Annotated in this window: 23 protein-coding genes and 1 tRNA gene; 2 read left to right on the plus strand and 22 right to left on the minus strand. The window is 60.2% G+C overall.

The genetic code is table 11. The features are described from left to right. Positions 1–147: 147 nt before the first annotated feature. Positions 148–618 carry a histone H1-like repetitive region-containing protein gene (locus IPM27_05120; GenBank protein ID MBK9160930.1) on the minus strand — a complete coding sequence of 157 codons (471 nt, stop codon included), beginning with the start codon at positions 616–618 and terminating at the stop codon, positions 148–150. A gap of 152 nt (positions 619–770) precedes the next feature. After that, positions 771–2,018 (minus strand): diaminopimelate decarboxylase, encoded by a 1,248-nt coding sequence (gene lysA, locus IPM27_05125; protein MBK9160931.1) that lies wholly within the window; start codon positions 2,016–2,018, stop codon positions 771–773. 172 nt (positions 2,019–2,190) lie between these two features. Here lysA and cyaY point away from each other — a divergent pair, with 172 nt between their 5' ends. After that, positions 2,191–2,505 (plus strand): iron donor protein CyaY, encoded by a 315-nt coding sequence (cyaY, locus tag IPM27_05130; protein ID MBK9160932.1) that lies wholly within the window; start codon positions 2,191–2,193, stop codon positions 2,503–2,505. Here the strand turns inward: cyaY and IPM27_05135 are convergent. The 8 genes from IPM27_05135 to lnt form a co-directional block, all read right to left on the minus strand. Further along, on the minus strand, positions 2,502–4,103 hold the full coding sequence (locus IPM27_05135) for a fatty acid--CoA ligase (GenBank protein MBK9160933.1): 1,602 nt from the start codon (positions 4,101–4,103) through the stop codon (positions 2,502–2,504). The two genes, cyaY and IPM27_05135, sit on opposite strands and share 4 nt — an antisense overlap. A gap of 52 nt (positions 4,104–4,155) precedes the next feature. Next, positions 4,156–4,926 (minus strand): M48 family metallopeptidase, encoded by a 771-nt coding sequence (locus tag IPM27_05140; protein MBK9160934.1) that lies wholly within the window; start codon positions 4,924–4,926, stop codon positions 4,156–4,158. Beyond that, the gene (locus tag IPM27_05145; GenBank protein MBK9160935.1) at positions 4,890–5,597 is read right to left on the minus strand and encodes a 1-acyl-sn-glycerol-3-phosphate acyltransferase; all 708 of its coding nucleotides are present in this window, start codon (positions 5,595–5,597) and stop codon (positions 4,890–4,892) included. Before IPM27_05145 ends, IPM27_05140 begins: the two co-directional genes overlap by 37 nt. Before the next feature lie 4 nt (positions 5,598–5,601). Then, positions 5,602–6,132 carry a D-glycero-beta-D-manno-heptose 1,7-bisphosphate 7-phosphatase gene (gmhB, locus tag IPM27_05150; protein MBK9160936.1) on the minus strand — a complete coding sequence of 177 codons (531 nt, stop codon included), beginning with the start codon at positions 6,130–6,132 and terminating at the stop codon, positions 5,602–5,604. Between the two features lie 2 nt (positions 6,133–6,134). Further along, a complete protein-coding gene (locus IPM27_05155) occupies positions 6,135–8,252 on the minus strand; it encodes a glycine--tRNA ligase subunit beta (GenBank protein MBK9160937.1) in 2,118 nt (705 codons plus the stop codon). Between the two features lie 153 nt (positions 8,253–8,405). After that, positions 8,406–9,329 carry a glycine--tRNA ligase subunit alpha gene (glyQ, locus tag IPM27_05160; protein MBK9160938.1) on the minus strand — a complete coding sequence of 308 codons (924 nt, stop codon included), beginning with the start codon at positions 9,327–9,329 and terminating at the stop codon, positions 8,406–8,408. A gap of 91 nt (positions 9,330–9,420) precedes the next feature. After that, a complete protein-coding gene (locus tag IPM27_05165; GenBank protein ID MBK9160939.1) occupies positions 9,421–9,783 on the minus strand; it encodes a GIY-YIG nuclease family protein in 363 nt (120 codons plus the stop codon). Beyond that, positions 9,698–11,305 carry an apolipoprotein N-acyltransferase gene (lnt, locus tag IPM27_05170; protein ID MBK9160940.1) on the minus strand — a complete coding sequence of 536 codons (1,608 nt, stop codon included), beginning with the start codon at positions 11,303–11,305 and terminating at the stop codon, positions 9,698–9,700. The genes IPM27_05165 and lnt overlap by 86 nt, the downstream gene beginning before the upstream one ends. Before the next feature lie 104 nt (positions 11,306–11,409). On the opposite strand from lnt, the gene IPM27_05175 reads away from it, so the two are divergent. After that, positions 11,410–12,141, plus strand: coding sequence for an rRNA pseudouridine synthase (locus tag IPM27_05175; GenBank protein MBK9160941.1), 732 nt, complete (start codon positions 11,410–11,412; stop codon positions 12,139–12,141). Positions 12,142–12,152: 11 nt separating this feature from the next. Here the strand turns inward: IPM27_05175 and IPM27_05180 are convergent, their stop codons facing one another. From IPM27_05180 to IPM27_05235, 12 genes are all read right to left on the minus strand, one after another. Next, complete coding sequence (locus IPM27_05180; GenBank protein MBK9160942.1) at positions 12,153–12,992, minus strand: CBS domain-containing protein; 840 nt, start codon at positions 12,990–12,992, stop codon at positions 12,153–12,155. Positions 12,993–13,003: 11 nt separating this feature from the next. Further along, a complete protein-coding gene (gene ybeY / locus IPM27_05185) occupies positions 13,004–13,456 on the minus strand; it encodes an rRNA maturation RNase YbeY (GenBank protein ID MBK9160943.1) in 453 nt (150 codons plus the stop codon). Beyond that, positions 13,434–14,399 (minus strand): PhoH family protein, encoded by a 966-nt coding sequence (locus IPM27_05190; GenBank protein MBK9160944.1) that lies wholly within the window; start codon positions 14,397–14,399, stop codon positions 13,434–13,436. Before IPM27_05190 ends, ybeY begins: the two co-directional genes overlap by 23 nt. Next, positions 14,396–15,730: a tRNA (N6-isopentenyl adenosine(37)-C2)-methylthiotransferase MiaB gene (gene miaB / locus IPM27_05195; protein ID MBK9160945.1), complete on the minus strand. Its 1,335-nt coding sequence runs from the start codon at positions 15,728–15,730 to the stop codon at positions 14,396–14,398. The genes IPM27_05190 and miaB overlap by 4 nt, the downstream gene beginning before the upstream one ends. A gap of 755 nt (positions 15,731–16,485) precedes the next feature. After that, positions 16,486–16,562 (minus strand) — tRNA-Met (locus IPM27_05200). 74 nt (positions 16,563–16,636) lie between these two features. Continuing rightward, the gene (locus tag IPM27_05205) at positions 16,637–19,402 is read right to left on the minus strand and encodes a pyruvate, phosphate dikinase (GenBank protein MBK9160946.1); all 2,766 of its coding nucleotides are present in this window, start codon (positions 19,400–19,402) and stop codon (positions 16,637–16,639) included. Positions 19,403–19,494: 92 nt separating this feature from the next. Continuing rightward, a complete protein-coding gene (locus IPM27_05210) occupies positions 19,495–20,220 on the minus strand; it encodes an SPOR domain-containing protein (protein MBK9160947.1) in 726 nt (241 codons plus the stop codon). After that, positions 20,220–20,957 (minus strand): type III pantothenate kinase, encoded by a 738-nt coding sequence (locus tag IPM27_05215; protein ID MBK9160948.1) that lies wholly within the window; start codon positions 20,955–20,957, stop codon positions 20,220–20,222. Before IPM27_05215 ends, IPM27_05210 begins: the two co-directional genes overlap by 1 nt. Continuing rightward, positions 20,954–21,937, minus strand: a complete 984-nt coding sequence (locus tag IPM27_05220) for a biotin--[acetyl-CoA-carboxylase] ligase (GenBank protein MBK9160949.1) — start codon at positions 21,935–21,937, stop codon at positions 20,954–20,956. The genes IPM27_05215 and IPM27_05220 overlap by 4 nt, the downstream gene beginning before the upstream one ends. Further along, positions 21,934–23,100, minus strand: coding sequence for a patatin-like phospholipase family protein (locus IPM27_05225; GenBank protein ID MBK9160950.1), 1,167 nt, complete (start codon positions 23,098–23,100; stop codon positions 21,934–21,936). Before IPM27_05225 ends, IPM27_05220 begins: the two co-directional genes overlap by 4 nt. 7 nt (positions 23,101–23,107) lie before the next feature. Further along, positions 23,108–23,341, minus strand: coding sequence for a hypothetical protein (locus IPM27_05230; protein ID MBK9160951.1), 234 nt, complete (start codon positions 23,339–23,341; stop codon positions 23,108–23,110). Continuing rightward, entirely contained in the window at positions 23,341–25,617 is a 2,277-nt protein-coding gene (locus IPM27_05235) for an NADP-dependent malic enzyme (protein MBK9160952.1), read from the minus strand. Before IPM27_05235 ends, IPM27_05230 begins: the two co-directional genes overlap by 1 nt. Positions 25,618–25,630 lie beyond the last annotated feature (13 nt).

Below are 25,630 nucleotides of genomic sequence, written 5' to 3' on the forward strand. Positions count from 1 at the left end.
TCTTGCGGTTATGGACGGTTTTGTCCGGGCGTTCTTTATTCAGGGGGGAGCAAAAACGCCCCGCGCATAAGCACGGGTCACTGCACAAACCTGCCGAGCGATCAAAAAGGGCGGAGAACGATCATCCCGCCCACCTGCAAAGCAGGATCAAGCGCCCAGAATGCCCTTGCCCGCCGGCTTTGCGGCCGGTTTCTTGGCAACTACTTTTTTGGCAGCCGGTTTTTTCGCTACGACTTTTTTGGCTGCCGGTTTCTTGGCAACCACTTTTTTGGCAGCCGGTTTTTTCGCTACGACTTTTTTGGCTGCCGGTTTCTTGGCAACCACTTTTTTGGCGGCTGGTTTTTTCGCTACGACTTTTTTGGCTGCCGGTTTCTTGGCGACCACCTTTTTGGCGGCTGGTTTTTTCGCTACGACTTTTTTGGCTGCCGGCTTCTTGGCGACTACTTTTTTAGCGGCCGGTTTTTTCGCTACGACTTTTTTGGCTGCCGGCTTCTTGGCGACTACTTTTTTAGCGGCGGGTTTTTTCGCTACGACTTTTTTGGCTGCCGGCTTCTTGGCGACTGCTTTCTTGGCGGCGGGTTTCTTTGCTGCGGGCGTTTTTGATGTTGCCATTTTCATTCTCCATAAAAATTTAGAACATTCACTTACGACTCACTACCCCCCCAAACGCCTGCCATCAAAGCCAAGACGCTTGCGGCAATGGCACTGTATCCACGTTTAAAAAATCACGCAACAAGATTCGTGAAAAAAATTTGCGGAAATTGCAACACTCAAGGGACGATATTCTCGCCGGCATACAACTGCCGCACCGATTCGCGTTCTCGCACCAAATGTGCCGTATCGCCCTCCACCATCACCTCTGCAGCACGCGGCCGGGTGTTGTAATTGGAGCTCATGCTCATCCCGTAAGCTCCCGCAGAACGCACAGCCAGCAACGATTGCGGCGCAATCGCCAAGTTGCGCGCATGACCGATGAAGTCCCCGGTTTCGCAAATCGGGCCGACCACTTCGTAGCTTTGCAATACATGATTTTCACGCTGCGCCGGAATGATGTCGTGGTAGGCATCGTACAAGGCTGGACGCATCAGGTCGTTCATCGCGGCGTCTACGATGGCGAAATTCTTTTCTTCGCCATGCTTGAGATATTCGACGCGGGTCAGCAGCACGCCGGCATTGCCGACCAATGCGCGTCCGGGTTCCAGGATAATCTTCTCGCTCCGGCCTAGCAGCGCACCTAGCAGCGCACCTGCATAATCCGCTATCGCCGGCGGCGTCTCGTCCTTGTAACGTATCCCCAGACCGCCGCCGAGATCGAGATGCTCCAGCACAATACCGTCTTTCGCCAATGCATCCGCGAGAGCCAGCACCTTTTCCGCGGCAGCGATGAACGGGCCGATGTCGGTGAGTTGTGAACCGATATGGCAATCCATTCCGGTGATGCGCAGACAAGGCAGATCGCGCGCCCTGCGGTACAGCGCGATGGCTTCGGCGTATGCCACGCCGAATTTGTTCTGTTTCAGGCCGGTCGAAATATAGGGATGCGTCTTGGCATCCACATCCGGATTCACGCGCAGGCTGATTGCCGCCACCTTGCCCATGCTGCCGGCCACTTCGTTGAGCCGTTCCAGTTCGGCTTCCGACTCGACGTTGAAGCACAGGATGCCCGCTTCCAGCGCCATGCGCATTTCCGCAACGCTCTTGCCCACGCCGGAGAACACCACCTTGCTCGCATCCCCTCCGGCCGCCAGCACGCGCTGCAACTCCCCGCCGGACACGATATCGAATCCCGCGCCGAGGCGCGCCAGCACATTCAGGATCGCCAGATTGGAATTGGCTTTCACCGCATAGCAGATCAGGTGCTCGCGACCGCGCAGCGCATCGGCGAACTGGCGGAACCTGTCGCTCAGCGCGGCGCGCGAATAGACATAGCATGGTGTACCGTACTGCGCGGCGATATCGGCCAGCGGCACTTGTTCGACATACAGTGCATCGCCCTGATAATGAAAATGATCGTCCATGCTATTCGCCCTGCGGAGAGGTTGTCGCAGCGGGCGGCGGTAGCAGCAGCGGCCCTTTGTGTCCGCAGCCTTGCAGCAGCAGGATCAAAGCCACGATAATGGACAGGAGGATGCTAAAACGCATGATGACACCCGGGGGAAAATTCAGACGGGGCGATTATAAGGGCTGACCATGAATGAAAGCGAATTCAACCGATTGGCCGATGCGGCACTGCAGCGCATCGAATCTGCCGTCGATCGTTGCGCCGGCGATATCGAATGCAACCGCAGCGGCAACGTGCTGGAAATCGAGTTCGACAACGGCCAGAAGATCATCGTCAACCGCCACGACGCCAATCAGGAAGTCTGGGTCGCCGCGAAATCCGGCGGCTTCCATTACGCATGGCAGGATGGCGCGTGGCTCAGCCGGCGGGACGGCAGCGAACTCTATGCGCGGCTTGCCGAACTGTTCGCCGCCCAGGACGAGACCATCTCCTTCACAGCCTAGCCGGCAAACTGCTGCCGCATCGCTTTCTTGTCCAGTTTTCCGACGCTGGTGCGCGTCAGGCCGGCAACGAAACGGATCTGCATCAGCCGGGCATAGCGCGACAGGTTGCCCGTATCGATGCGCCGATCCACCGGTTCGCGCAACGCATCCGGGGACGCCGACTGCCCCGCATTGAGCACCACCAGCGCCAGAGGACGCTCACCCCATTTTTCGTCCGGCATACCGATCACCGCCACCTCGCTCACCGCCGGATGTTCGGAGAGCAGGCTCTCCAGTTCCAGCGAAGACAGCCATTCGCCGCTGCATTTGATGACATCCTTGAGCCGGTCAGTGATACTCAGCAAACCGCTCGCGTCGCGCGTCGCGATATCGCCGGTATGCAGGTATCCGCCTTCCCACAGCCTATCCGACGCTGCCGCGTCGCGCAGGTAACCCTGCGTCAGCCAGGGCGCGCGCACCACAACCTCGCCGGCGGCGCGTCCGTCCTGCGGCAATTCCCTTCCGAATTCGTTCACGATGCGCATATCCACCAGCGGAATGGCGCGGCCGGCCTTGATGCGCCGTTCGATGGCAGCCTCCGTACCGTCATCCTCTCCCGCCTCCAGCAATCCGAGCGACAGGATCGGACAGGTCTCCGACAGACCATATCCGGCATACACATCTATCCCGCGTTCCAGCGCAGCCTGCGCCAGTCCTTTGGGCAATGCCGATCCGCCGATGACCACTTTCCATCCACCCAACTCCGTTTCCTTGGCAAGCGGGCTGGACAGCAGCATGTGCAGCAGCGTCGGTACGCAATGCGAAAATGTCACGCCTTCGCTCCCGATCAGTTGCAACAGGACGTCCGGCTGGTAACGCCCCGGATACACCTGCTTGACGCCCAGCATCGTGGCGATATACGGGAAGCCCCATGCATGGACATGGAACATCGGCGTGATCGGCATATACACATCCCCCCTCCCGAAGCGCCCCTGCACCGGTGCGGTACCGAAGGCGACCGCAGCCGAGAGGGTGTGCAGCACCAGCTGGCGATGGCTGAAATAGACGCCCTTGGGCGACCCGGTCGTGCCGGTGGTATAGAAGGTCGTGGCGCGCGTGTCCTCGTCGAAATCCGGGAACACGTGCTCCGGCTCTCCTCCCGCCAGAAGGGTTTCGTAATCGGTGGCAAACGGTTCCGGACAGGCTGGCGGCTCACCATCGGACAGCAGCACGAAGCGGCCCACCGTTTCGAGCCGGGCGCGGAAACTCTCCAGCAACGGCAGAAAATCCTCGTGCACCAGCAGCACGTCGGCTTGCGCATGGTTGAGGGTGTATGCGATCTGCTCCGGCGACAGGCGCACGTTCACCGTCTGCAACACCGCCCCGAGCATCGGGATCGCGAAGAAACATTCCAGATAGCGATGACTGTCGTAGTCCATCACTGCGACCGTCTGCCCCGGCGACACTCCCAGGCTGCTGCCCAACCGGCCGATGCGCGCGCGCAGAGTACGGTAGTCATAACGCACCCGGTCGCGATAGACGATCTCCTGATCCGGCGCATTCGCCAGCGGCGTGTGCAACAACTGTTTGATGAGCAGCGGATAGGTATAAGCGGTCATCTCGACACTCCCGTTCGCATTCCTGAAGCAGCCGATACCCTCTGCAGGCGATCTATAACGCTACCGCCCTGAGTTCGCGGCGCATCCTCCCGTAATCCGGACAGGCATCCCGCACCACGCGCCAGAATGCCTCGGAATGATTCATCTCGCGCAAATGGGCGAGCTCGTGCACCACCACATAATCGACCAACCGTTGCGGCAACCTGACGAGTTGCGCGTTGAGCCGCACCGTGCCGCGTGCCGTGCAGCAACCCCACTGCGTCCTTGCGGCGGACAATTTCACCGCGCGCGGCATGACACCCAGCAGCGGCGCGTAATGCGCGACACGTTCCACGAACAGTAGTTGGGCTTCGCTCCGGTACCAGTCCGTCACCGCGCGCTCGATCTGCGACGCATCGTTGTCGTCGGCAACGAACACCCACAATTCCCCGCCATGTTGCTGCGCCGGCGCAGCGAACAGGCTTGGTCGCACGCGCAGGATCAGTTGCCCGCCCAGATAGTCGATGGTCTCGCCATCGGCCCAACGGGGTTCTGCCACCTTGCGCGTCTGCCAGCCGTCGAGTTTTTCCACCACCCAGCGCGCCTTGTCCTGCAACACGCTGTGCAGCCATTTCTCCGATGCGCGCAACGGCATGCTCACGGTGAGCCCGCGATCGTCAATGCGCAGGCCGATGCTGCGGCGTCTGCCGCTGCGCTTCAACGTGTAGGTGACATGTTTGCCGGCGAGCAATGCGGCACGTTGTTCCATTGCGGGAGGCGTGACCAGATTGCGCAGGCGCTTGAACATCAGTGCGGCAGTTGCTGGATCTCGTTCTCGATCCATGCCTCGACTTCGGCATTGATCTCTTCGGCCTTGCGGCCCTGTGTGGCGATGGGCTTGCCGATGCTCATCGTGACCAGTCCGGGATGCTTGCTGAACGCGTTGCGTCCCCACAGACGTCCGGCGTTATGCGCCACCGGCACCACCGGCGCCCCGCTGCTCGCCGCCAGCAATGCCCCGCCGATCTTGTATTTGCCGCGCTTGCCGAACGGCACGCGCGTTCCCTCCGGAAAGATCACCACGCAGAATCCCTGTGCAAGGCGCTCCTTGCCCTGCTTCAGCAATTGTTTCATTGCGCCCTTGCCGTCGCTGCGATTGATGGCGATCGGGCTGGTCAGCGCCAGCGCCCAGCCGAAGAATGGCAGCCACAACAACTCGCGTTTCAACACCCATACCTGGGGCGGGAAGATCTCCTGCAAGGCGATCGTCTCCCATGCCGACTGGTGCTTGCACAGCACGATGCAGGGTTCCCTGGGGATATTTTCGATGCCGCGCACTTCATGGCGGATGTCGCACACCAGGCGCAGCAACGGCAGCATCAGCTTCGCCCATTGTGAGATGAAGCGGTAACGGGTGAGCGGCGGCAAGGGGAATAGCAGCAGGGCCAGCATCGCGAATACCGGCGTGATGACGATCTGCAACAGCAGAAAAACGAAAGAACGTATCGCCAGCATCTTCCTACACCAGCGCGGCGACCGCCGCAGCCAGATCGGGGAATACCTGCGTGCCTTCCGGCAAGCCGCCCGCCGCCTGAGTCTTCATGCCCTTTCCGGTCAGCACCAGGCAGGGGCTCGCACCCACCGCAACGGCGGATTGCAGATCGCGCAGCGAGTCGCCGACCGCCGGCACGCCCGACAGGTCGGCGTTGTAGCGGGCGGCGATCTCTTCCAGCATGCCGGCCTTCGGCTTGCGGCAATGACAATGGTTGTCCGCAGTATGGGGACAGAAAAAGACCGCGTCGATGCGTGCGCCGGCCAATGCACAGGCCTTGTGCATCTTGTCGTGGATCGCGTTCAGCATCGTCATGTCGAACAGGCCGCGCCCGATGCCGGACTGGTTGGTGGCCACCACCACGCGGTAGCCGGCCTGGTTCAGGCGCGCGATCGCTTCCAGACTGCCGGGGATGGGCTTCCATTCTTCCGGGTTCTTGATGAACTGGTCGGAATCGTGATTGATCACGCCGTCGCGGTCGAGGATGATGAGCTTCATGTTCAGGGCGCCAGTTTGGAAATATCGGCGACCTGGTTCATCAGCCTGCCGAGTTGCTGTAACAGCACCGCACGATTCAGGCGCATCTCCCTGTCTTCACACATCACCATGACTTTTTCAAAAAAGTCGTCGATGAACGGCTTGAGCGTGACCAGCGCTTTCAGGTTCTGCCCATACTCGCGCTTCTCGAAATACCCCTGCGCGAACGGCCCGATGTCGCTCATCGCCTGATACAACTCCCGCTCCGCATCTTCCTTCAGTAATGCCGGCTTCACCTTTGCGCCTTTCAGGTCAGCGCCGAGCTCGTCCTGGTTCTTGCGCATGATGTTCTGCACGCGCTTGTTGGCGGCCGCCAGGTCTTTCGCAACATCCAGCGCGGCAAAGGCGCGCACGCCTTCGAGTCGCGGCAGGGCTTCGTGCAGGCGGCCATTCAGCATATACAGCACCGCCTCGATATGGGAAATCTCGAAGCTGCGGTCGCGCAGGTAACCGCGTAAACGATCCAGCATGAAGGATTCCACATCTGCGGCGACCGTTGCGCTCAGCATCCCGTCCGGGAAATTCTCCGCCGCCTTCTTGAGCAAGGCGCCCAGCGGCAGATCGAGAGGCGTCTCGATCAGGATGCGCAGGATGCCCAACGCATGGCGGCGCAAACCGAACGGGTCCTTGTCCCCGGTGGGCACCTGTCCCACCCCGTAGATACCCAGCAACGTTTCCAGCTTGTCGGCCAGCGCCAGCGCACAGGCGATATTGCCCTGCGGCAACGCATCCCCGGCGAAGCGCGGACGGTAGTGCGCCTCGATCGCATCGGCCACCTCCGGCTTCTCGCCGTCGTGCAGCGCGTAGTAACGGCCCATGATGCCCTGCAGTTCCGGGAACTCGCCGACCATGTCGGTCAGCAGGTCGGCCTTGGACAGCCGCGCCGCCAGTTCCGCGTCCGCTTTGTCCGCATCCAGCAGGCGCGCGATGGTGCCGGCCAGTGTCTCGATACGCTCGACGCGCTGCAGTTGCGAACCCAGCTTGTTGTGGTACACCACGTTGGCGAGCTTGTCGACACGAGACTCCAGCGGCTTCTTGCGATCCTGGTCGAAGAAGAACTTCGCGTCGGCCAGGCGCGGACGCACCACGCGCTCGTTGCCACCGACCACCAGGCTCACATCCGCAGGGCGAATATTCGACACGATCAGGAATTTGTTGGTCAGCTTGCCCCCCGCATCCAGTAGCGGGAAATACTTCTGGTTCGCCTTCATGGTCAGGATCAGGCATTCCTGCGGCACCTCCAGGTATTCGGCTTCGAACGTGCCAACCAGCACATTGGGGCGCTCGACCAGCGCGGTCACCTCGTCCAGCAAGGCTTCGTCCTCGATCGGCTTGAGGTTTTCCTGTGCAGCAGCAGCGGTGAGTTGCCTGGCGATCTCGGCGCAGCGCTTCTCAAAGGACGGGATCACCGCGCCTTCGCTTTCCAGTTGCGCCTCGTAGCTGTCGGCATCCTTCAATACCACCTGCGCAACGTCGGCCTCGAAACGGTGGCCCTGCGTGGCGCGCCCGGCATTCAGGCCCAGCACGCTGACCGGCACCTCGTCGGCACCGTGCAAGGCGACCAGCCCATGCGCGGGTCGCACGAAACTCACGCTGTTCCAGCCGTCCTCGAGCTGGTAGCTCATCACCTTGGCGATCGGCAGTTTAGCGAGTGTTTCTTCCAGCGCCTTCTGCAGGCCTTCCGCCAGTGTTGCACCCTTCACGATGCTGTCGAAGAACAGCGCCTCCGCCTTGCCGTCCTGCGCACGCTTCAGCTTAGTCACGACCGACGCATCGGCTCCCAAGCCGGCGAGTTTCTTCAGCAATGCGGGCGTAGCCTGCCCGTTCGCATCCAGCCCCACCGCCACCGGCATCAGCTTCTGCGACACCGGCTTGTCCGGCGCCTGCGTCGCCACGTCCGCGACATGCACCCCGAGACGGCGCGGTGACGCATAAGAAGTAATGGCCGCCCCATCGGCAACCAGTCCCTGCGACCGCAAACCCGCAACCAGTTCCCCGGCAAAACTTTCGCCCAGCCTCTTCAGCGACTTCGGCGGCAGTTCCTCGACGAACAATTCGACTAATAAATTTCTGCTGGTCATGCTCAAACCTCGTCATTCCCGCGCAGGCGGGAATCCAGTTGATTCAACGAATCCCGCAACGCGGGACAATGCTGGTTTTGTCCGCTGCGCGGAAGATTTATTTTCGCTGGATTCCGGGTCAAGCCCGGAATGACGGCATGGATGGCTCTCATGCTATGCGGCCTCCTTCTGCAACTTGGCCAGCACTTCATCGGCCCATGCTTTCGGCGCCATCGGGAAGCCGAGACGGGCGCGGCTGTCGAGGTAACTCTGCGCGACGCTGCGCGCAAGGTTGCGGATGCGGCCGATGTAGGCGGCGCGTTCGGTGACGGAGATCGCGCCGCGAGCGTCCAGCAGGTTGAACGTATGTGCCGCTTTCAGCACCTGCTCGTAAGCAGGCAGTGCCAGCTGCTGTTCCATCAGATGCTTCGCCTGTTTCTCGTGGCTGCCGAACGCGCCGAGCAGGAATTCCACATCGCTATGCTCGAAGTTATAAGTGGATTGCTCCACTTCGTTCTGGTGATACACGTCACGATAGCTGACGCCCGGCGTCCAGGTCAGGTCGAACACGTTCTCCACGCTCTGCAGGTACATCGCCAACCGCTCCAGTCCGTATGTGATCTCGCCGGTGATCGGCTTGCAGTCGATGCCGCCGACCTGCTGGAAATAAGTGAACTGCGTCACTTCCATGCCGTTCAGCCAGACTTCCCAGCCCAGCCCCCACGCACCCAGCGTCGGGTTCTCCCAGTCGTCCTCGACGAAGCGGATATCGTTCTGCTTGAGGTCGAACCCGAGCGCCTCCAGCGAGCCGAGATACAGATCGATGATGTTGGCCGGCGCCGGTTTCAACACCACCTGGAACTGGTAGTAATGCTGCAGCCGGTTCGGGTTATCGCCATAGCGTCCATCCTTGGGGCGGCGCGAAGGCTGCACGTAAGCCGCCTTCCACGGCTCCGGGCCCAGTGCGCGCAAAAACGTGGCGGTATGCGACGTGCCCGCGCCGACCTCCATGTCGTAAGGTTGCAGCAGTGCGCAGCCCTGTTTGTCCCAGTAATTCTGTAGCGTCAGGATGATTTGCTGAAAGCTGGGCTTGCCCAGCTTTGGTGAAGACTCATACCCGTTTTTAGGCGTGATGTCGGATCCAGAGGTTTGCATTATTCAGTTTTCGGCGATTGCAGGAGCGCGCATTTTACCGTTTTTCGTCTCTTCCCGTTAGGTCGATAAGTCTCAGCTTGGCAACGCGCGGCATCCCCTTGATTACCCTTTCACGCTTCAGTGCGCCAGACTTGTCGGGACACGCCTCGGCGTACACCATCGCCACCGGCAATCTTGCGCGCGTATATTTCGATGCCGTTCCGGCATTGTGCGCAACGATGCGCCTGTCGAGGTTGTTGGTGATGCCGCAGTACAGGGTGTCGTCGGCGCAGCGCAACAGGTAACAGAACCAGTTCACCCCCCCCTCTCCCCTACCCCTCCCCCCGCGAGGGGGGAGGGGCTGTATTGCCCTCTCCCGCAAGCGGGAGAGGGAATGCTTTGCGGCGCACCCAGGCATAGGCCAGCATCAGCGCGATCAGCAGCATCACGGCAACATTTCCCCAGCGCACGTATGGCGTCATGCCCTGATAGCCTTGCGCCGCGCCAAGCAGCACGCCTTCCCGATGTTGCGGCAGTTGTTGCAATACCCTGCCGTCTGCACCGATGATGGATGTGACACCGGTATTGGTGGCGCGCAGTAGCATGCGACCGCTTTCCAGCGCGCGCATCTGCGCGATCTGGTTATGCTGTTCCGCTGCATGCGAATGGCCGTACCATGCATCGTTGGTGACGTTCACCAGCAGCGTGGCCTGCGGCAGGGCGCGGATGATCTCCTCACCGAACGCGTCCTCATAGCAGATGTTGGCCGCAACACGCTGTCCGGCCACTTCCAGCGGCGGTTGACGCATGCCGCCGCGACCCAGATCGCCCATCGGGATGTCGAGCACGCCGTTGATGAACCAGCCGATGAGCGGGCGCAGCGGGATGAATTCGCCGAACGGTACCAGATGCTGCTTGCGGTAGTGCTGTTCATCCGCCATGCCCAGCGTGAACACGCTGTTGTAATAGATGCCGTTGTCGCGCTCGAAGGCGCCGATCAGCATGTCTCCGCCGTTCTGCCGGGCGTGCTTGCGCAACTGTTCGAGCAGGGCGCCGGGCATCTCGTGGCGCAGCAGCGGCAGCGCGGTCTCGGGCAGCACGGTGAGGCGCGCGTCGCTTTGCAGCGCCAGACGGCGATAGGTTTCCAGCGTGCCGACCAGCGCTTCTTCGTTGAACTTGAGATCCTGCGCGATGTTGCCCTGCACCAGCGCGACGCTGACCGGTCCGCCCGCAGGCTGCGTCCACGGTACGGCACGCAACAGCGCCCCGGTTCCCCACAATACTGCCAATGCCAGCAGCGCGGCACGCCCAAGCCTGTTCCAGCGTTCCAGCCATAGCATCGCAAGCAACCCGGCGCTCACCGCTGCTACCAGCGACACGCCATACACACCCAGCAGCGGCGCGTATCCCGCCAGCGGGCTGTCCGAATGAGCATAGCCCAGGGTCAGCCACGGGAATCCGGTAAAGATCATGCCGCGCAGCCATTCCACGGACACCCAGGCCGCCGGCATCAGCAGGACGAGCGCCGCAGGCGCAGGAATGCCGTACGTTGCATCCGGTCTGGCGCGCCTCGATTCTTCCGGGCTCCTGAACCATGTGCCGTTCAACAAGGGAAAGCGCGCCTGCGCATAACAGGCCAGCGAGGGGAACAGCGCGAGGAAAGCCGCGAACAGCAAGGTGGCTGGCAGCGCCAGCAGCATCGGCATGTCGCCGTAATCGTGCAGCGCGACATAGATCCAGCCGATTCCGGCAACGAACAACCCCAGTCCGAAGGCAAACCCCAGGCGCGCCGCCTCGGTTGGAGTGGCTGCGCGCAGCAGCACGAACAGCACGGCAAGCGCGAGCACCGGGAGCGGGAAAATGCCGAACGGCGCGAAGCCGGTCACGCAAAGCGCTCCTGCGGCACAGGCTGCGATCAGGGATTGATATGTCTTGAACATCGAATGAAGCGATCCGCGAGAGAGGCGCAAAGAATAACCGATTCCGTCCCGGGCGGCATTTGTGATTAAATCGCCGCCCGAACCAATGAATCTGTCCCCGCCCCATGGAAAAAGTCCGCCTGTCCAAACGCATGTCCGAACTCGGACTGTGCTCGCGCCGCGAAGCCGACGTCTATATCGAGAAAGGCTGGGTGGAAGTCGATGGCGAAACGGTCAGCGAACTGGGCAGCAAGGTCTACCCGCACCAGCAAGTGACGTTGCGCACCGCCGCGCAGCATACCCAGCAACAGCGCGTGACCATACTGATCAACAAGCCCATCGGTTACGTATCGGGACAGGCTGAGCACAACTACAAACCTGCCAGCGTACTGTTCGAGGCGGCGAACCACTGGAAGGAAGATGGCTCACCGCTACGCTTCCATCGCAGCCAACTCATCGGCCTCGCCCCGGCGGGCCGGCTGGACATCGATTCGCAAGGCCTGCTGGTACTCACCCAGGATGGCCGTGTCGCCAAACGGCTGATCGGCGAGGACTCTCCCGTGGACAAGGAATACCTGGTACGCGTGCAGGGCAAGCTGGATGACAGCGGGCTGGCCCTGCTCAACCACGGGCTGAAACTGGATGGCGCTTACCTGAAACCCGCCAAGGTGACCTGGCAGAATGAAGACCAGCTACGTTTCGTGCTGCACGAAGGAAAGAAGCGCCAGATACGCCGCATGTGCGAACTGGTCGGGCTGAAAGTGAGCGGCCTGAAACGCATCCGCATCGGCAAGGTAAAACTGGGCAATCTTCCGCTCGGACAGTGGCGCTATCTGGGAGAGAACGAGCAGTTCTGATCCCCCCTCCGCTAAGCGGCAGGCTCGGTCTTTTTGCGTTCCACCAGCAGCGAATACAGCCTGCGGCTATCCGCGCGCAACACGGTGAACGTCATGTCCCCGATCTGGATATGTGCGCCATGCCTGGGCAGTTGCCCGGCGGCTTTCAGCACCAGTCCACCCACCGTGTCATATTCTTCGTCGCTGAATTCCGTTCCGAGTACTTCATTGAAATCCACTATCTCGGTGTCGGCCTTGACGCGATACATGCCCGCGCCGTCCGGAATGATATTGTCCTCATCCTCGTCGAAGTCGTATTCATCCTCGATATCGCCGACGATCTGCTCCAGCACGTCCTCTATCGTCACCATGCCGGACACGCCGCCGTATTCATCCACGACCAGCGCGATGTGATTGCGGTTGCTGCGAAAGTCGCGCAACAGCACGTTGAGACGCTTCGCTTCCGGCACGAATACCGCAGGCCGCAACATGTCGCGCACATCGAATTCCTCTCCCGCGTAATAGCGCAACAGGTCTTTCGCCAGCAGGATGCCGATGATGTTGTCCTTGTCGCCGTCCACTACCGGAAAACGCGAGTGTGCGGTTTCGATAACGAAAGGAATGAATTTTTCCGGCGACTCGCTGATGTCGATGACATCCATTTGCGCGCGCGGGATCATGATCTCGCGCACCTGGCGCTCGGAGACCTGCATCACGCCTTCCATCATCGACAACGCCTCCGCGTCCAGCAGGTTGCGCTCATAGGCCGAATGCAGCAGTTCGATAAGCTGTTCGCGGTCTTCGGGCTCGCGAAGCAGCAACGTGGAAAGACGCTCCAACAGGGTGGGCTTGCTACTCTCTGAATCGTCCATATTCGTATTGCTTAATTCACCTGGTAAGGATCGGGGTAGCGCAATTTTAGCATCAGTGCGGTTTCCATGGCCTCCATTGCGGCGGCTTCGCTGTCTTCATCATGTTCGTACCCCTGCAGGTGCAGCGCAGCGTGAATGGCCAGATGCGCATAATGCGCAAGCAACTCCTTGTTCTGCCCGGCGGCCTCCCTCTCCACCACCGGTGCGCAGATCGCCACATCGCCGGTTAACACGTCTCCATCGTCGTACACGAAGGTCAGCACGTTGGTCGCGTAATCCTTGCCGCGATAAGCCCTGTTCAATTCCCGCCCCTCCGCCTCGTCGACGATGCGCAGCGTCATGCGTGCATCGCGCTGCAAGGCGGCCGATATCCAGCGGCGCCATTGCGCGCGCGTCGGCAATTGCCGCGCATCGCTTGCATATTGCACGGACAGGGAAAGTTTATGTGTTCTTTTTCCGGTCATGATGCTCATAGGCGGTAACAATCTTCTGCACCAGCGGATGGCGCACCACATCCTCGGCCATGAAATCGCTGAACACGATGCCGCGCACCTCTTTCAGCACATCGCGCGCCTCAACCAGTCCGCTCTTTTGCCCGCGCACCAGGTCGATCTGGGTGACATCGCCGGTGATCACCGCCTTGCTGCCGAAACCGATGCGGGTCAGGAACATCTTCATCTGCTCGGGCGTGGTGTTCTGCGCCTCGTCGAGAATGATGAAGGAGTGGTTCAGCGTGCGCCCGCGCATATAGGCCAGCGGCGCAATCTCGATCACGCCGCGCTCGAATGCGCGACTGACTTTTTCCATTCCCATCAGATCGTACAGCGCATCATACAAAGGACGCAGATAAGGATCGACCTTCTGCGCCAGATCACCCGGCAGGAACCCCAGTTTTTCGCCGGCTTCCACGGCCGGCCGCACCAGCACCAGACGACGCACCGTTTCGCGCTGCAACGCATCCACTGCACAGGCCACGGCCAGATAGGTCTTGCCGGTTCCCGCAGGGCCGACGCCAAATGTGATGTCATGTTCCTGGATCGCCTGCAGATAAGCATTCTGGCGCGGGGTGCGCCCCCTGATCTCTGCTTTGCGCGTCATCAGCAGCGGCACGAAATCGCCGGATGGCGGCGCCTCGGCATGCCACTTCATCGCCTCGATCAGGCCGAGCTGCAGACGTTCCAGCGTGATGTCGTTTCTGGCGTCGCGGTAAAAATCCTGCAATACCTTGCGTGCCAGTTCAGCCTGCGCGCCCTGCACGCTGAAATGTTCACCGCGCCGCGCGATGCCAACTTCCAGCGCGTTCTCGATCTGACGCAGGTTCTCGTCGAACGGGCCGCACAGGTGGGCCAGCCGCTGGTTATCCACCGGATCCAAGGCAAACTGCAAAGGCTGTGCGGGCTCGTTCACTGTGCCTCCCGAAGCAGCTCGCCACGCAGCGTGTGTCGCACCACCTCGACGATCCGCACGTCGACGAAGCGTCCGATCATGCCCGGCGAGCCGCGAAAATTCACGATGCGGTTATTGTCGGTACGCGCAGCCAGTTCCTGCACGTTTTTCTTCGACACACCCTCGACCAGTACGCGCTGTAGCGTGCCAAGCATGGACTGATTAACCTGGCGCTCCAGTTCGTCGATGCGCGTCTGCAGGCGCGCCAGCCGCGCCGATTTCACTTCCGCAGGGGTTTCGTCCGGCAATTCGGCCGCCGGGGTGCCGGGGCGCGGGCTGTAGACGAAGCTGAAACTGACGTCGAAACCGACATCGTCGATCAGTTGCATCGTCGCATCGAAATCCTGCTCGGTCTCGCCGGGGAAACCGACGATAAAATCCGATGAGATGCAGATATCCGGGCGTACTGCGCGCAGCCGGCGCACGATGGATTTGTATTCCAGTGCTGTGTACCCGCGCTTCATCGCCGCGAGAATGCGGTCGGAACCGGACTGTACCGGCAGGTGCAGATGGCTGACCAGCTTGGGGGTGTCCGCATATGCATCGATCAGGCGTTGCGTCATTTCCCTGGGATGCGAAGTGGTATAACGCAACCGCTCGACGCCATCCAGCGCTGAGATGGCTTGCAGCAGAAAGGCGAAATCCACCGTGTCACCATCCTCAGTCTCGCCACGGTAGGCATTCACATTCTGCCCGAGCAGCGTGACCTCCTTCACCCCCTGCGCAACCAGCTCCCGCACATCGCGCATCACACTTTCCAGCGGGCGCGACACTTCCTCGCCACGCGTATAAGGCACCACACAGAACGTGCAATACTTGCTGCACCCCTCCATGATGGAAACGAAAGCTGCGCCGGATGACGTTTGCGGGGATGGCAAATGATCGAATTTTTCGATTTCCGGAAAGCTGATGTCCACCTGAGCACGGCCTGTGTCGCGCCGCGCACGGAACAATTGCGGCAAACGATGCAAGGTCTGCGGGCCGAACACCACATCCACATAAGGCGCTCGTTGCACGATCACCTCGCCTTCCTGACTGGCCACACATCCGCCCACCCCGATCAGCAGATCAGGATTGGACAACTTGAGCGGGCGCACGCGCCCCAGGTCGGAAAACACCTTGTCCTCGGCTTTTTCACGGATCGAACAGGTATTGAACAGGATCACGTCGGCCTCTTCAGGCCGGTCGGTCAGCACCATTCCCTCGCAGGCGCGCAACACATCTGCCATTTTGTCCGAGTCGTACTCGTTCATCTGGCAGCCATAGGTTTTGATATAGAGCTTTTTAGACACGTTATGATGATACCGGATAATCAAATAACTTCTTGTCGGCACCGGAGCGGCATGGCAACCTGATTTTTCAATCTCCCTGCTCAAGTTGCGTGTAATCCCGACAAAAAAACTTGTATAATTCGAAAAGTTTCAGTCGACTATTTTAAATAGCCGAGTTCAATAACAACAACACTCAGGGAAAGAAACGAAATGGACATCATCGCTACTGTAGCATCCCTCTTCACCGTACTGCTCTCGGCCGGTTTTGCCGTGTGGATGGTAACTCAGGCTTTCAAAAACTGATAAACGGCATGTGAAGGGCGGATGATTACCGCCCCCGCCGTTTAAAATTCCCGACTCTCCTCCCCCTTGTCTGCGCTTTAACGCGCCGGGCTTGTCTTGCCGTGGCACAATTGTTTGACACAAAAAAAATTTGTGCTACGATTCGTCCGGTCGTTTTGTTGTTATGTTCAACCTAAATTCTCTCGGGAGGAGAAAACATGTCAATTATCGCCACAGTTTGTGCAGTCGGCACCATGATCATAGCCGTTCTGTTTTCCCTGTTCATGGTCAAAGAACTGTTCAAGTAATCCGGCTTTAACGCTGCAAACAAAAAACTCCAGCCTGTCTGGAGTTTTTTTATTCATATCCGCATAAGATTTGCACCGCACCGAGACGTTTCAAGGCAATCCCACCTGAAAAATACTTTCGATAGTGAACGGGCGTAACTTATTCAACAAAAAGCCCCGATTAACGGGGCTTTTCTTTACTGCATTTGGTGGTGATAGGTGGATTTGAACCACCGACCTCAGCGTTATGAGTGCTGCGCTCTAACCACCTGAGCTATATCACCGCGAAGAGCGCGGCATTCTCCAGATTTCAGCCTGTTTTGTCAATCCAGAATCCGGCCACCGCGTTCGTGAAAGGCTATTTACCCTCCAGCAACTTGGCATGTGCAGCCGCCAAACGGGCGATCGGCACACGTGGCCCGGAACATGAAACATAGCTGAGTCCAACCTGGTGGCAAAAACGGATCGAAGCGGGATGACCGCCGTGTTCGCCGCAAATGCCAACCTTCAGACCGGGCTTCACTTCACGCCCCCACCCCACGGCCAACTCCATCAATTTACCGACACCGTGCGAGTCGAGCACTTCGAACGGATTGTCCTGCAAAATACCGACCTCGTTGTACATGGGCAGGAATTTGTTCTCCGCATCTTCGCGCGAGAACGAGAACGTGGCCTGCGTCAGATCGTTGGTGCCGAAGCTGAAGAATTCGACCTCTTCGGCCAGCGTACCCGCTCGCATGCAAGCGCGCACAACCTCTATCATCGTCCCGAACTTGAAGATCGGCGCGATGCCGGTTTCCTGCTCGACCTGCTTGCGGATGCTCTCCACATTGGCGCGCACCGACTTGAGCTCCTGCGCAGTACACACTTGCGGCACCATGATCTCGGGATGCACCTCGACACCATCCTTCTGGCACTGGCAGGCCGCCTCCAACACCGCACGTATCTGCATCGCGTAAATCTCTGGGAAAGTAATGCCGAGGCGCACGCCGCGATGCCCCAGCATCGGGTTCACCTCGAACAGGGCGCGCACCTTCCTGAGGATCGCCTCTTTCTTCTCGATCGCTTCATCGACCAACGACGAATCGGCGACTATATGTACTTGAGGCAAGCCGCCTTCCGGAACGCCCCCCGGATAGAGCAAACTGATGGTATCCGCCAGAATCTCCGCGCCGCGCATGGAATTGCGCAAATGACGAAGCTGCTCCAGATCCGAGAGCAATTGCTGTTCGGACGGCAGAAACTCGTGGATCGGCGGATCAAGCAGGCGCACCGTCACGGAATTCGGCGACATCGTCTTGAACAGCTCGATAAAGTCCTTGCGCTGGATCGGCAACAGTTTGTCCAGCGCAGCCTGACGCTGCTCGACCGTTTCGGAAACAATCATCTCCAGCACGATAGGCAGGCGGTCAGAGGCATTGAACATGCGTTCCGTACGACACAGTCCGATGCCCATCGCGCCATATTTCAGGGCGCGTCTCGCATCTTCTGGAATATCCGCATTGGCCATGACCTTCAGGCGCGCCTCCGCATCCGCCCAGGAAAGCAGGGTGACGAGCTGGTCGGTGAATTCGGCCTCCACGGTAGGTACTTCGCCGAGATAGACATTGCCCGATGTGCCGTCAATGGTAAGGATATCGCCTTCCTTGACGACAACATCGCCGATGTAAGCGCGACGCGCTTGCACATCCACTTCGATCCCTTCCGCGCCGGCGACACAGGGTTTTCCCATGCCGCGCGCGACCACCGCAGCATGGCTGGTCTTGCCGCCACGGCTGGTCAGGATGGCTTGCGAGGCGAAGAATCCATGGATGTCCTCCGGCTTGGTTTCCTCGCGCAGCAGGATGACTCGCTTGCCGGTCTTGCCCTGCGATTCGGCACGGTCCGCATCGAACACGACATGGCCGAAAGCGGCGCCCGGACTGGCGGGCAAACCATTGGCCAGCGGCTGCACATTCGCTCTGGGATCAAGGCGCGGGAACAGCATCTGCTCCAGCGATTCCGGATTGATGCGCAGCAATGCGCGTTCCTTGGAGATCAGACCTTCCTCGACCATCTCGACCGAGGTACGCACCATCGCCTGCGTGTTCATCTTGCCATTGCGCGTCTGCAGGCAATAAAGCACGCCCTTCTCGATGGTGAACTCGAAATCCTGCACCTCGGAATAATGACGCTCCAGTTTGTTGCGGAGCTCTTCCAGTTGGCGATGGAGATCGGGCATCTCTTCCGCCATCTGCGCGATCGGTTTGGGTGTGCGTATGCCTGCCACCACGTCCTCGCCCTGCGCGTTGACCAGATATTCACCATAAAGCAGGTTCTCGCCGGTAGCTGGATTACGGGTAAATGCGACACCGGTGGCCGAATCATTGCCGCGATTGCCGAACACCATGGTGCAAACGTTGACCGCCGTGCCGTTGGCCATGTCAGGAGTGATATTGAACTCACGGCGGTAATCGACAGCGCGCTTGCCCGACCACGAATTGAACACGGCCTTGATCGCCAACTCGAGCTGCTCATAAGGGTCGTCCGGGAAACCCCGACCGGTATGGGATTTGACCACCTCCAGGAAGATTTCCGTCACTTCTTTCAGATTCTCTGCCGAGAGCGCAACATCCTCCTTGGCGCCTTCGCGCTTCTTGATCGCCTCGAAAGGCTCGTCAAACAGGACATCGGGGATGCCCAGCGCAACCTTTCCGAACAACTGGATGAAACGGCGGTATGCATCATAAGCAAAGCGCTCGTCACCGGTCTGCTCGATTTCGCCTTGCAGCGTATCTTTGTTCATACCCAGGTTCAGGATGGTGTCCATCATACCCGGCATGGACATGGCGGAACCGGAACGTACCGACACCAGCAGCGGATTATGCGCATCGCCGAACCCCTGGCCGGTTTTCTTCTCCAGCGCCCCCATCTGCTCCCTGACTGCATCCATCAGACCGTTCGGCAGGGTTCGCCCTGCATCCAGATAAGACAGGCATGCTTCGGTCGTGATCGTGAAACCCGGCGGAACGTTCAGACCGATCTGCGTCATCTCACACAGGTTTGCGCCTTTGCCGCCCAACAGCATTTTATTTTTTCCGTCGCCCTTCTCGAAGGCATAGACAAATTGATTACCGTTCTTCATTTGAAACTCCACTCGATCTACTAAAAAACACGTGCCGGGCTATCGGCAGCGCATGTTTTTATGCGCTGGCCACTGACTTCACCCCCCGGGCATTACGGCAGGATACTCGCGCACGGAACGTTCTTCAACTCGCTTCCGGAGAAATCCTTCTTGATTGCAGCCAATCTGGCGATGGTTACCGCGTCTGGATTGTTCAATACGAACACGGTGGACTTGAGTTTGCTGGCACGCTCGCCGATCTTGGCGGTACGCACATCCTTGCCACTCAACTCCTCGAGAAATTTTCGTGCCGCCTCCTCGGTCTTGAACACGCCAAGCGAAATCGTGTTCAGCCATTGCCCCTCTTCCTGCACCACGAAATACTCGTCAACTTTTCGCGCCTTGAGTTGCAAAATCTTCTGATCCACTGCAGCCTTGTCCTGTAGCGGCCCCATATATACCCAATATCCGATGTTGCGCTCGATCTGGCGCTGACCCAATTTATCGCCCAGCTTCAGGCCGGCCAGAACCGTTGTGGCGCGCGTCAGGTCGGCCCCGGAAAAATCGCCCCACTCCACGCACATCCCTTCTTTTGACTCGACCTTGGGTGATGCCGCTGCGGCAGAAGTGGCCGCCGTCTCCGGCACAATGACGGGCGTGACAATGGTTACCGCCGCAACGGCGGCGCTCTTCGGCATCTCCAGCAAGCGTATTTTTTCCTCGTGCAATGCGGGCAGGGTCTGCACTTCCCTCTCGTCGGAAAATTTGAACCATCCCTGTTGCATGGCTGCAAAAAAGAACACGTTCGCCAACAGCAAAATCCAGAATATCGTTCTCATCACTCACCCGCTTCCCGTGCGATCACCAGCAATCCCTGCAAGACGAGATTATCCACGAGACGCAACTTCGCGTTAAGCCGCCCCCGCGCCAGATACGACTGCAACGTTCCTGCCGAGCCGCCGCTCAATATCACCGGCACCCGCTCGTCTTCGAGCAGCGCATATTGCCGCTCTATCGCCCCACAGGCGGCCTGGATGGCGCCACTCAACAGCGCATCCGCGGTATCGAGCGGGAACGCCGCATAGGCGCCGCCTGCCCGGTCCAGTTGCGCCGGCAGGTCGGTCAGGCCGCGCTGCATCAGCTCCAGGCCCGGCAGGATCAACCCGCCGAGGAATCTCCCATTACCGGACAGGGCGTCCACCGTAATCGCGGTACCGCAATTCACCACCAGACAGCTACCACCCACCAGATGCCATGCCGCAATCAAGGCCGCCCAGCGATCGCTGCCCAGCCGTGACGGGACGGCATATCCGTTGCTTACGCCGCACTGCTCCCCGCATGAAACGATGAAACGGACAAGCTCGGGCCGGGTCGGGTGGATATTGCGGATATGCTGGGCGACCGCTTCCCCTGCGACATTGCTTGCCCATATCTGTTGCACACCCTGCAGGCCATCGAGCCGTTGCCGCAATTCCACCGCGTCCCCTACCGCCAATGCGCCGTTGCGCAGCCACTCCTCTCCCTCGACCAGCGCCCACTTGATACGCGTATTGCCCGCGTCGATCAGCAATCTCATCGCCCCCCCACTTCACCCGTATTGAACATTCGCATGCCTTGTGCGGTTTCCACGCACAATTCCCCGCGCTCGCCTATTCCGCGCGCGATCCCGTCGATCCTCGATCCGTCCGGCACGCTCAGGCTGATCGGTTTGTCTTGGTATGCATGCAGAGCCTGCCACTCCTCGCGCAGACCGCCGAAGCCCTGTTGTGAGAATTGCCACAATACGGCAGACAACTCATGCAGCAGAACCGCCAGCAAACGGTTGCGTGTCGGCATGTCCCGGCACACGTCCTCCAGCGCGCTGGCAGGCTGGTCGATCTGCCGTGCCAGATTGGCCGGCAACGTACAGTTCAAGCCGATGCCGACCACAACCGCACTCGGACCGAGCATGTCGCCTTGCGCCTCGATGAGCACGCCGGCCAGCTTGCCGCGCCCGGCAAGGACATCGTTCGGCCATTTCAATCGTATGTCTTGCGCCCCCAGTCCGCTCAGCGCACGCACGATGGCTACGCCGATCGCCAGACTCAGGCCGGATAACGCATTCAACCCGCAGTCGAAGCGCCATAACAGGGAGAAGGTCAGCGCGGAGCCCAGTCCGGAATGCCACGCCCGCCCCATCCGCCCCCGTCCGCCAGTCTGTAGCTCCGCCGCCACCACACTACCCGATGGCGCGCCAAGCATCGCGCGCTGCAGCAACAGGGTATTGCTGGATGCAGTCTGCGGAACGATCTCGATATCGAATCGCCCGCTGTCCCCGCCCAGCCAGCGCGCGATCTCGCGTTCATCCAGCCGCTGCCACGGCCGCGCCAGGCGGTAACCGCGTCCGCGTATCCGCTGCAACGTCACGCCGTAATCCGCAATACCGGCCAGCGCATTGAATACACTGGCGCGCGAAATCCCCAACTGCTGCGCCAACGCCTGACCAGAATGGAATTGCCCATCCGCCAGCAACCCGAGCAACTGCCAGGTTCGGCCAGGTACGGTATCTGTCGTCATGGCATCGCCCCTTTATCCCGGCCCGGCCTCGCATCGAGGAAACGCATGACTTCATCGCGACGCCCCAGGGCGTCCTGATAACCGAGATCGATCAGCGCACGACAGTACTTCTGTTCGGACAGCAGATAGCTGATCAGCGTCGCGCCGCTCTGGTGCATTGCGCCCACCAGGCGCAACTGGATGCGTATCGTCCACGGCAACTCCGAAACATACTGCGCGGCGATCTTTTCGATGGATTGGCTGGGCGTAATCACCAGCATGTCGACATGCTTGAGGCCGCTGCGTATGCGCATCTCTTCGGGCATCATCTCGACCAGTTCGTTGATCTTTTGCACCCGCTCGATATCCACTTCCATGCTGTCGAGGAAAATGCTGTTCAGTGCATGACCGGCAATCTGTGCCAGCGACGGGTAGTTGTCGGTATCGCCGCGCTTGAACTGCGTGTCTTTTCCGTTGGTGGTGGCCCCGATGACCATGATGCGAGTCGCCCCCAGATGCAGCGCCGAGCCGATCGGCGCAATCTGCCGCATCGAGCCGTCGCCGAAATATTCGCGGTTGATCGGGGTCGCCGGGAAGAAGAACGGCAATGCAGCAGAGGCCAGCAGGTGCTTGCACTCGATCATCGTCGGGATGCCGATGCGCCGCGTGCGGCGCCAGGGGACGATGTCGGACACCCCCTGATAGAAAGAGACCGACTGCCCGGAATCGTAACCCGATGCCGTGATGCTCAACGCGCGCAGCAGTCCGTCGTCGATGTTCTGCTGGATCAGTTCGCAAGGCATGATCTCTTCCAGCAATTCGATCAACGGCGAATTGTCGAGCAGCGATATCTGCTTCAGCCGGTTGATGCCGAACGCACTCAGCAGCACGCCGGCCAGCCATAGCACGCTGTTGTTGAACACGCCCACGACATCGGTGCGATACACCTGATCGGCATGGAAATGCTTCCAGATGTTATCGAGGTGGCGCACTCCCTTGCGGAAGCTTCGCGCATTGACCGCAAGCGTCGCGGCATTGAGCGCGCCGGCAGAAGTTCCGCAGATGACCGGAAACGGGTTACGCGCACGGCGCGGCAGGAACTCCGCTATTGCCTTGAGCACACCAACCTGGTACGCAGCTCGCGCACCGCCGCCGGTCAATATCAATCCTGCGCGGTTTTCCATCCGGTCTCTATTCGGGTTCGGCATGCACCGATTCGAGCGCGTCTTTCAGCGTCTCTTCGGGCAACGCATTCAGCGCTTCCGACAATTCCTCTGCCGCATCCATCGCCTGCTCGGGCAACGACTCGGGATCGGTATTCGCCACCAGCACAGCAGCCGCACCAGCCACCCTGAGCAATGCGGTACGCTCCTGCATCAGGATTTCCATTTCCTCGCCCAGTATTTCCGCTTCCTGCCTGTCCATCATTCGCTCCTTGTTGCCACGCCGGCTGCCGCCAGCGCACTCATGTTGACGATGCGGCGCACTGTCGCCGTCGAAGTCAGGATATGAGTGGATTTTCTCGCACCCAGCAAAATGCTGCCTATCGTGATGCCGTCGCCTGCCGTCATCTTGAGCAGGTTGTACGCGATATTCGCCGCATCCAGATTCGGCATCATCAGCAGGTTTGCCGATCCCTTGAGGCGCGCCTCCGGAAAGATGTGCTCTCGCATCGCTTCCGACAGGGCCGCATCGCCATGTATCTCGCCTTCCACTTCCAGCTCCGGAGCCTGCACGGACAACAGCGACCTGGCCTCGGCCATCTTGCGCGCCGGCGCGTCGTCGTGGCTGCCGAAATTGGAATGCGACAGCAGGGCCACTCTGGGCACCAACCCGAAATGGCGCACCTCTTCAGCCGCCAGCCGCGTCAGTTCGGCGATCTGCTCCGCGCTCGGATCGAGGTTCACATGGGTGTCGCAGATGAATAGCGTGTGCCTGGGCAGCAGCAGGATGTTCATCGCGCCGTACACGCTGCTGCCGGGACGGCGGCCGATCACTTCGTCGATATAGCGCAGATGATACAGCGGCTGGTCGACCGTGCCGCACAGCATCGCATCGGCATCGCCCATATGCAGAAGCATGGCGGCGATCAGCGTGGGGCGGCGCAACATCTCGCGCTGCGCCACCAGCGGAGTCACACCATGGCGCCCGCGCATGCGGTGATACTCGGTCCAGTAATCGCGGTAACGCGCATCGCTGTCCGGATTCACCAGTTCGAAATCCTGTCCCGCACGGATGCGCAAGCCCAGTTTGGCGATGCGCTGCTCCACCACCGCCGGGCGACCGACCAGGATCGGCAGGGCCAGGCCTTCGTCCACGACGGTCTGCACCGCATGCAGCACGCGCGGGTCTTCGCCTTCTGCGTAGGCCAGCCGTTTCGGCGCGCGTTTGGCGGCCGCGAATACCGGCTTCATCAGCATGCTGGAGTGATACACGAAGGAGGACAGTTGCTCGCGATAGACAGCCATGTCGGCAATCGGCCGGCTCGCCACGCCACTGTCCATCGCAGCCTGCGCCACGGCTGGTGCGATGCGCGTGATCAGGCGCGAATCGAACGGTTTGGGGATCAGGTAATCCTCGCCAAAAGACAGGTCGTCTTCCTTGTAGGCCGAAAACATCTCGGCAGATTGTTCCGCCTCAGCCAGTTCAGCGATCGCATGTACTGCCGCCAGTTTCATCGCCTCGTTGATCGTGGAAGCGCCCACATCCAGTGCACCGCGGAAGATATACGGGAAACACAGCGCGTTGTTCACCTGGTTCGGATAGTCGGAACGCCCGGTCGCCAGGATCGCATCGGGGCGAACCTCCCTGGCCAGTTCGGGCATGATCTCCGGGGTCGGGTTGGACAGCGCAAAGATCAGCGGCTTGTCCGCCATCTTTATCACCATTTCCTGCTTCAACACACCGGCCGTCGACAAGCCCAGAAATACATCCGCGCCCGCGATGGCGTCGTCCAGCGTGCGCGCATCCGTTTCCACGGCATAGCGCGCCTTGCTCTCATCCATACCCTGGGGGCGGCCTTTGTACACCACACCCTTGCTGTCGCAGATGATGACGTTTTCCTTGCGTACGCCCAGGCTGACCACGATATCCAGACAGGCCAACGCCGCCGCACCCGCCCCCGACACCGTCACTTTCACCGCCGCGATATCCTTGCCGACCATCTTCAACCCGTTCAACAGGGCGGCACCGACGATGATCGCCGTGCCATGCTGGTCGTCGTGGAACACCGGGATCTTCATGCGCTCGCGCAGTTTGCGCTCGATGTAGAAACATTCCGGCGCCTTGATGTCTTCCAGATTGATGCCGCCGAAGGTCGGCTCCAGCGCCGCGATGATCTCCACCAGCTTGTCCGGGTCGTTCTCGGCAATCTCGATATCGAACACATCGATGCCGGCGAACTTCTTGAACAGTACGCCCTTGCCTTCCATCACCGGTTTTGCCGCCAGCGGGCCGATGTTGCCCAGCCCCAGCACCGCCGTGCCGTTGCTGATGACCGCCACCAGATTGCCGCGCGCGGTCATGTTGCGCACCTCGGCCGGATCGCGCACGATCAGTTCGCAGGCGGCCGCCACACCGGGGGAATAGGCCAGCGCCAGATCGCGTGCCGTGTGCAACGGCTTGCTCGGCTCCACCGTGATCTTGCCGGCCGGAAGCCGGCGATGATATTGAAGTGCCGCCTCACGCAATTGCTCGTCCATCCGACCCTCGTCT

Source organism: Nitrosomonadales bacterium, assembly GCA_016716325.1.
Taxonomy (GTDB): domain Bacteria; phylum Pseudomonadota; class Gammaproteobacteria; order Burkholderiales; family Gallionellaceae; genus Gallionella.